Annotated in this window: 1 pseudogene; it reads right to left on the bottom strand. The window is 43.3% G+C overall.

Going from position 1 to position 406, the window contains the following annotated elements:
* Positions 1-258: 258 nt before the first annotated feature.
* Positions 259-406 (bottom strand): annotated as a pseudogene (locus tag EDI28_RS26565) (IS4 family transposase); the annotation flags it as partial.

Below are 406 nucleotides of genomic sequence, written 5' to 3'. Positions count from 1 at the left end.
TGCTTGGAGTCCTATACAGCGTTCACGTTTGTTATCGGTCTCTCAATAGAGGAGCCAGCAATCAATCGAACTGCTATATAGAAAGCTTTAGTTGCAGCTAAAGCCTGGGTCTCACTTTACCCTGAAGTTGGTTTTATTATCCATACAAAGCAATCAAGGTGACCCGTTACACTCGGCGGTTTTGGTATTAGGTTTGGTGCGCTTTGTTTGTTTCGAGTGGGGCACCTTATTGCAGGCGCTGGAGGATCCCCACAAAATTTACGCATGATAATTGCTCCTCGCCATCATAATTAACTCTTGTTGTGCCCAACGTAATGTTGAATCTGTAATGTGATATTCCAGCCGTCGAAAGACTTCTTTTCCGAGCCTGACGAACGATAATACACGTCGTTTTTTTATCGTATTA

Source organism: Photobacterium chitinilyticum (assembly GCF_004104355.1).
Lineage (GTDB): Bacteria > Pseudomonadota > Gammaproteobacteria > Enterobacterales > Vibrionaceae > Photobacterium > Photobacterium chitinilyticum.
Note: the sequence above shows the minus strand (reverse complement) of the source record. Positions and strands in the feature narration are given on the sequence as shown.